Below are 6,000 nucleotides of genomic sequence, written 5' to 3' on the forward strand. Positions count from 1 at the left end.
GCAATCTTGGCCTGCACCGTCCCCTTGATTGTTGTGGGTCAACGTCTGCCTGCCCGCTGAATTTGGCACGCCTTACACCTACGTCACGACCAAGACCTTCCTGTTGCACTTCGGCCTCGACACACTGCGGGATTTGCCCGATTTCGAGGCGATTGAGGTTGCCGCGCTGCTCAGCAAGGAGAAGCTGCTGGCGGGCGATACTCCCATCGGGCTGGTGAGTGGTGGAGGAGGTGAGGAGCGACACTCCAAGGCCAGGACGGGCTAGCGCAGCAGATACATGGAAGTAATCGCTTGATATGAGCGGTTGAGAGTCGAATCAGGGAACTATGCGATCACTATCGATAAGAGGTGGCAATATCGATCGTGATTGTATCGGGCCACTCTACGGCGAAGGAGGCGGCAACTTGTGTCTCCGACCCGAAACGATTACCTTGCGGCCATTATGAGCAAGCATTTGGCATCCGTCTTGACGACGTGAACGCGCCCTGCAGCGTACAGCTGGACGACGCGGCGCTGGCCGATTGCTTTGCGGATCTCGATTTGGCCAAGCAGCATCCCGCTCATGTCAGCGCCTTTCTCGGCGAGGTCCCTCTCGCCCAGCAAGTCGAGTTCGCAACCGCGCACCACATTCGCGGTCGACGAGATGAAGGCTTTTGCCGCCAAGTTCTCTGCCTGGTCCGGCGAAAGCTATCCGCTCGCCGCATAATGGCTGGACATGATAGCCGACGCCCGTCCCGAATGGCGGCGGCTTTTTCGTATTATATCGACCTGATCGACAAGATGCGGCGGAACAGGGGTCCACGTGCGATGCGGCCAAAGCGGATCCAGCTCTCGAGCGCGACTACGGGGTAGGTGTGGTCGCTGGAGCCGCGGCCGACCTCGACCTCGCGCCAGCCGGTCTTGCCGCGCAGGGTGACCAGCAGCCCTTGCCGTCAAAAATCTCGATCCAGCTGGCGCCATCGCTGTTGTCGTCGCGCATGACGTCGAGACCGACGATCTCGGAGCGCCGCAGGCCGCCGCCACAGCCCAGGAGCAAAATAGCGCGGTCGCGCAGGCCCTGAGGTCGTGGCCGAGCGTGGCGATCATCGCCAGCAGATCGTCGCCAGGACCGCCTCTTTCTGCCGCGGTGGCTTTGCGTGCTTGCGGCGAATGCCGGCAAGAACCTTATAGATATGCCGCTCCGCGCGGTCCAACGGCCGGCCGCGCTGGGTAAAGTTCCAGGCGAGGCCGGAAAGCCGCCGCTCGATGGTCGCAAACTAAAGGGCAGGGGCGCCACGCTTCGGATCGCCGGCGGCGGTGCCCGAGGCACAGGCGCTGATATTGAGCCTGATCACCTTCGAGCCCGGAGGCAGGGGATCGAAGCCAGCGCGCCGGCACCAGGAGGAAAAATGCCGCCAATCCTTGGGGTAGGCGTCGCGCGTGTTCTCCGAGGTGGCGTTGTAGCCCCTCGCGGTCTCGACCAGTTCCTGGACATGCGCCGGGACTCTTTGAGCCGGGTCTCCATCTCCTTGTAGAGCTTGTCAAGCTCGCCATCGACTGGCTTCAGGTCGTCGATTGAACATTGCGTCATCATAGGCTTTGTGCCTTGTTGTAGCAGGCATCGTCCGTTCGCGCGGCGGACACAGACATCACCGTCGCTGAGCCGAGAACGACGGTAAAAGAAAATGCACTCACTGACTTCATAACCAATCTCTTTTGCGGGTGATTTAGAAACGGACGCCGAGCTTGGCGCTGAACCCGTGTGTCTGGGCATCCGAGGCGATCTGTCCCTGATAGGCGATGCCGAACGTCGCGTTCTCGGTGATGTTTACGTCAAGCCCAGCTTCGAGCAGAGCTGCGTTCTTTGCGATCGGCACGCCCTTGATGGCGAAGGAGGAACCGCCAGCAAAGGCAAGAGCGGTATCCGGCCTGACGTCGCCGAAGGCGTGGCGCCAGCCAAGACCGCCGCGCGCGGTAGCAGTCACGGTGCCGAGGGTCAGTACCGTCGACGCACGCAGACCTAGCGTGGTAAACGCCGTGTCGCTCGAGCGATCCCCGCTCGACAAGGCGGCTGCGCCGCCATTCTCGGTGAAGCCATCGGCGTCAAAATTCACATAAGCGAGATTAGCGTAGGGCTCGAAGGAAGCCGAAGCCGTATTGATACGGTAGCCGAGCTCGCCAAAGGCCTGGAACGTGCCGGCGTCGTAATCGGCCGAAAGGCTGTCGGCGAAGCCTGGAAAGACCACGGACCTGCCGGTCTCGATGCTGTGCCAGGTATAGGCAAGGCCGGAACGAAAACCGAGATTGCCGTTCTGCGTGCCGGCAAAAAGACCGAGATGGTAATTCTCGCTCGAGCCCGACGACGCGCGATCGTCCGCCTCCAAGGAGGTATGGCTGTAGCCGCTGATGAGGCCGAGCCGCCAGCTTTCGCCGACAGCCGCGTCACCGCCAGCCAGAAAGCCGCCTGTCGAGTGATCGAGACCGGCGGCATTGCCGTCGCTGTCGAGATGACCCCAGGCGCCGAAGCCACGGCCCCATACGGCGAAATTCTCACTCGTTGCCGGGGCCAGTTCCAGACCACCCAGCCCATAAGTCATCACCGGAACGCTGGAGGCACCGACGCCGTCGAACGCCGCACGGATCCGTTCGCTCGCGGCATCGCGTACAGAATGACTGTCCTCGATGAGGCCGCTATGAATGGAAGCATGAACCTCGCCTGATAGCATATCGAAAGCGTTGCGGGCTTCCGGCGCCGTCAGGAACAGGATGTTGTCCTGGATCGGATTACCGCTTCCAAGCGCCTGAGCCGCTGCGGCGACCGAGCGTTGATTGAAGGTGCTGGCTACATCGGCAAACGCCGTCGATGTGCGGCTGATATCGAGATAGACATTGTTGGCATCGTAGACGAGCTGGAAATCGACGAAGGGCGTCGCGTCTGTCGCCAGAGCCCCCGTCAGCCCGCCATAGGTGCCGCTTACGCCGCCTGCTGCGGAGAGCAGAGTATATCGGGCATCGACCGATAGCGTTCCCTGCCGCAGCAGCTCGATCTGCGCGCCGCTGTCGATCGCCGCTGCTCCGCCAACATCGATGAGATCGGACGACCTTGCGAGGTCGACCTGATAGATCGATCCGGACTGCTGCGCGAAATCGCCCGTGACAGTCAGTGTGGTGACGATCCTGCTCGGATCGGTCGCACTGCCAGGAGCGACCGTGCCGCCCTCGGAAATGGTGACCGCACCGTAGGTGCCGCCGCCTGCGACGACACCGCCGCTGTTTGCGATAGCCGTGCCCCCGATCTGCCCGTCATTCCCGAGAAAGCCGGACGTGGTCGCATCATGGGAAAGCACACCTGTATCGGCAAGCAGCAATCCCGCGCCGGAACCGACCGTCGTCATGCCGGAAAAATTGTTCTTTCCGCTCAGCGTTTGCACGCCACCGGCAACGAATAGTTTGCCGCCCATATTATTGTTATCAACGTCGAGGTCGTTGATGCTGCCGGCGAACGTGTCGTTCGAATCCGTTAGCACCAGGGTACGCTTGCCCAGTTCGACCGTTCCGCTGCCACTCAGGCTACGAATACGGGCATCGTTGTAGGCGTCGGAGATTCCCCAATAGTCGCTGCCATTTCCATGTTCGGAGATATCGAACGTGCCGTCTGCAACGACTTTCGCTGACCGTTGGATGTTGCCGAGCCCCGCAAGCGAGAGATAGGCATCCTGAGCAATATTCGTCTCGCCGGTGTAGGTGTTGACATTCGTCATCCGGACCACCGTCTTTGTATCAAGCGTCAGCGATCCGGAGCCGGAGACGACACCCGCTATGCCGAACCCGCCCTCATTCCCCATGCTCGTCGTGATCCTGCTCAGACCGGTCCCTTCGGGTGCGGATGAATCGGTAGAGAAGTTGCTGGCAGTGACGAAATGTGACGTATAAGCGGTATACTTCTTCTCCAGATCGAAAATGACCGATCTGTTTTTGAAGAAGTCAAGACCGGCAACAAAACTGGTCTGGTCATTGGGTTGTTCCGTCGTGCCGCTGGTGTAGGTGAAGTCGATATTGTCCAGCCTTACCGGATCGCCATCCGTTCCTGCGATTGTAACGCTCGGGATGTTGCCCGATGCGCTTACGATCTCGCGTTGCTCATTTCTCCGAACATTTTTAAGTTTGACGCCCGCATCCTGAAATTGCTTCAGCATCGCATCACTGATCTCCAGACTGCCACCGCCCGGTGTGCCGGTGTCGAGCAATACCGCGGTCTTGTTGGGGTCGGTGATTGGTGGGGCTCCATCCTTAACCGTGTACTGCAGATTGTAGCTGCCTTCGTATTCGGTCGAGGCATTGGCGCCAGAGCCAGGAAAATTCTGATAAGAATCCTGATCTTTTTCCTCGGGTTCTCCCCATGGCATGGCATTAGTATATTGGGCCCGGAGGCTTGGATTGAGGTTGACAATCGTGCAGGGGGAACAGCCAGGCGTTTGGTCGCTCTCGGAATCCGGATTCACATTGGCGGAGACCACGTAGCCAGACCTGGTGACACTGCCCATCATGCCCCAGACACTTGTCTTGCCAAGAAAATCGCCGGCCCCGAATGTACCTGCGAAATCGCCGCCTTCGTCTGCCATCTTGCCAGCGGTCATTTTCGCCCGCTGCTCCTTATCGGCGTGATAAGGTTCTTGGAGATCCTGACCATACATATCTTTAAGTCCATCCGTCACGGATCCCGGCGTGCACTTAAGATTGTTGTCCTTGCAATACGCATGGGTATAGACAAAATCGAGAATGCGAGCAGCCCGGTATTTCTTATCGCTTACAGACGGCCCGTCGATTGTTATCTTTTGATCTGGATCGACATATGTAAATTTATCAATTTCCACGTTCTGAAGCTTATTACCATACGTTCCGTCCCCGTACGTATATACGTAAGGCGTGTCGGCAATCGGGCGGACCCCGGTCACCTCTGACCCGATCTGCGTGTTGAGCTGGTCCGAGCCCGTGTCGAATACGTATCGCTGCGCGTTGCCATTGTTGATCTTGGCCCAGATGCCCAGGCGGTCATGGCCTTCCCCGACATACTCCAGCGGGATCGAAATCGGGTCGTCGGCCAACGCTTCTCCAGTTGGAAATGCTACCAGACCCACCCCGAGAGACACAGCCGGCAGGAATACCGTCGTCATCGCGGTGGTTGCCGCCAGAAAGTTCTTTGTCCTGAAACAAGCCTGCATACCTGGTCCTCGAAAAAGTCTCGCAAACTGATTGTTCATTGGAACGGCCTCCTGAATTGTTTAACGAGACCCTTTATGGCGGCCCTGGCTGACAACAGCCTGAAAGCTGCAAGCGGCCTGCGAGAATGGGGCGATCCTGAATGACGACAGGTGCTGTCAACAATGGATGAGTGCTCGGCCTGAAAGCTGAGCACGCTTTATGCTCAGGCTGCTGACAAGGCCAAAGCAGCGTAAGTGCGGAGTGAAATCCAAGGTCCACATGGGTCGTCGCGCTTCCCGTGCGCCTGGGAAGGCGCCGGCCCGGCCAAGCTTTCCCAGATCGTCCGGATGGCGCACAAGATACCGGTTCAGGTCGATCGAGATGGAGGCCGAGGCGTATGCCAAGGCGGTCGACTGCCTGACGAAAGATCAGAATGCGTCGCTGGCGCTCTACGATTTCCGCCGGCAGCGAGCTCAGCTCCTGCCGGGCATCCGTGTTTACTGGCGACGAGACACAAGATGTGCCCAAATTGCCACCAGACCGTCACCTGCGATGAGTTTCGGCAACTGATTTTGTCCTTTCAATCGTCGCCACTTCCTGGCCGCGGCCAACATGGGCCACTCGAAGGCAGCAGACTGGCGGCTATATGGACGGGCTGTGAGCCCGCACCGGAGACATTGGCGAAATCTACGATCTCTATAGCAACGTCAAGGAGAAGCGCGAGGTGTTGCAGATGTGGTCAAATCACATCGAATGGCTGATCAAGCAGGCTGCGGATGACGCTCTGGCGGCGTAGCTGCTGGCATGGGCGGAAGATGC

General features: G+C 59.1%; 2 protein-coding genes and 2 pseudogenes. 1 reads left to right on the forward strand and 3 read right to left on the reverse strand.

The genetic code is table 11. The features are described 5' to 3' along the window. Window positions 1-64: 64 nt before the first annotated feature. Window positions 65-265 (forward strand): annotated as a pseudogene (locus EN993_RS00730) (SMC-Scp complex subunit ScpB); the annotation flags it as partial. A 161-nt stretch (window positions 266-426) separates the two neighbouring features. Here EN993_RS00730 and EN993_RS36900 read toward each other — a convergent pair. The 3 genes and pseudogenes from EN993_RS36900 to EN993_RS00745 form a co-directional block, all read right to left on the reverse strand. Further along, entirely contained in the window at window positions 427-663 is a 237-nt protein-coding gene (locus tag EN993_RS36900) for a hypothetical protein (RefSeq protein WP_063169293.1), read from the reverse strand. Window positions 664-779: 116 nt separating this feature from the next. Next, window positions 780-1,463: pseudogene (locus tag EN993_RS37595) on the reverse strand (integrase); the annotation flags it as partial. Between the two features lie 243 nt (window positions 1,464-1,706). Then, window positions 1,707-5,240: an autotransporter domain-containing protein gene (locus EN993_RS00745; protein ID WP_082826570.1), complete on the reverse strand. Its 3,534-nt coding sequence runs from the start codon at window positions 5,238-5,240 to the stop codon at window positions 1,707-1,709. Between the last annotated feature and the right edge of the window lie 760 nt (window positions 5,241-6,000).

Origin of the sequence: Mesorhizobium sp. M7D.F.Ca.US.004.01.2.1 (genome assembly GCF_003997785.1) — a bacterium.
Classification (GTDB): Bacteria; Pseudomonadota; Alphaproteobacteria; order Rhizobiales; family Rhizobiaceae; genus Mesorhizobium; species Mesorhizobium loti.

Bases quoted from the DNA above. Each gene is read 5' to 3' on its own strand.
- EN993_RS00745 (WP_082826570.1), bottom strand. From the start codon at position 5,240: ATGAACAATCAGTTTGCGAGACTTTTTCGAGGACCAGGTATGCAGGCT.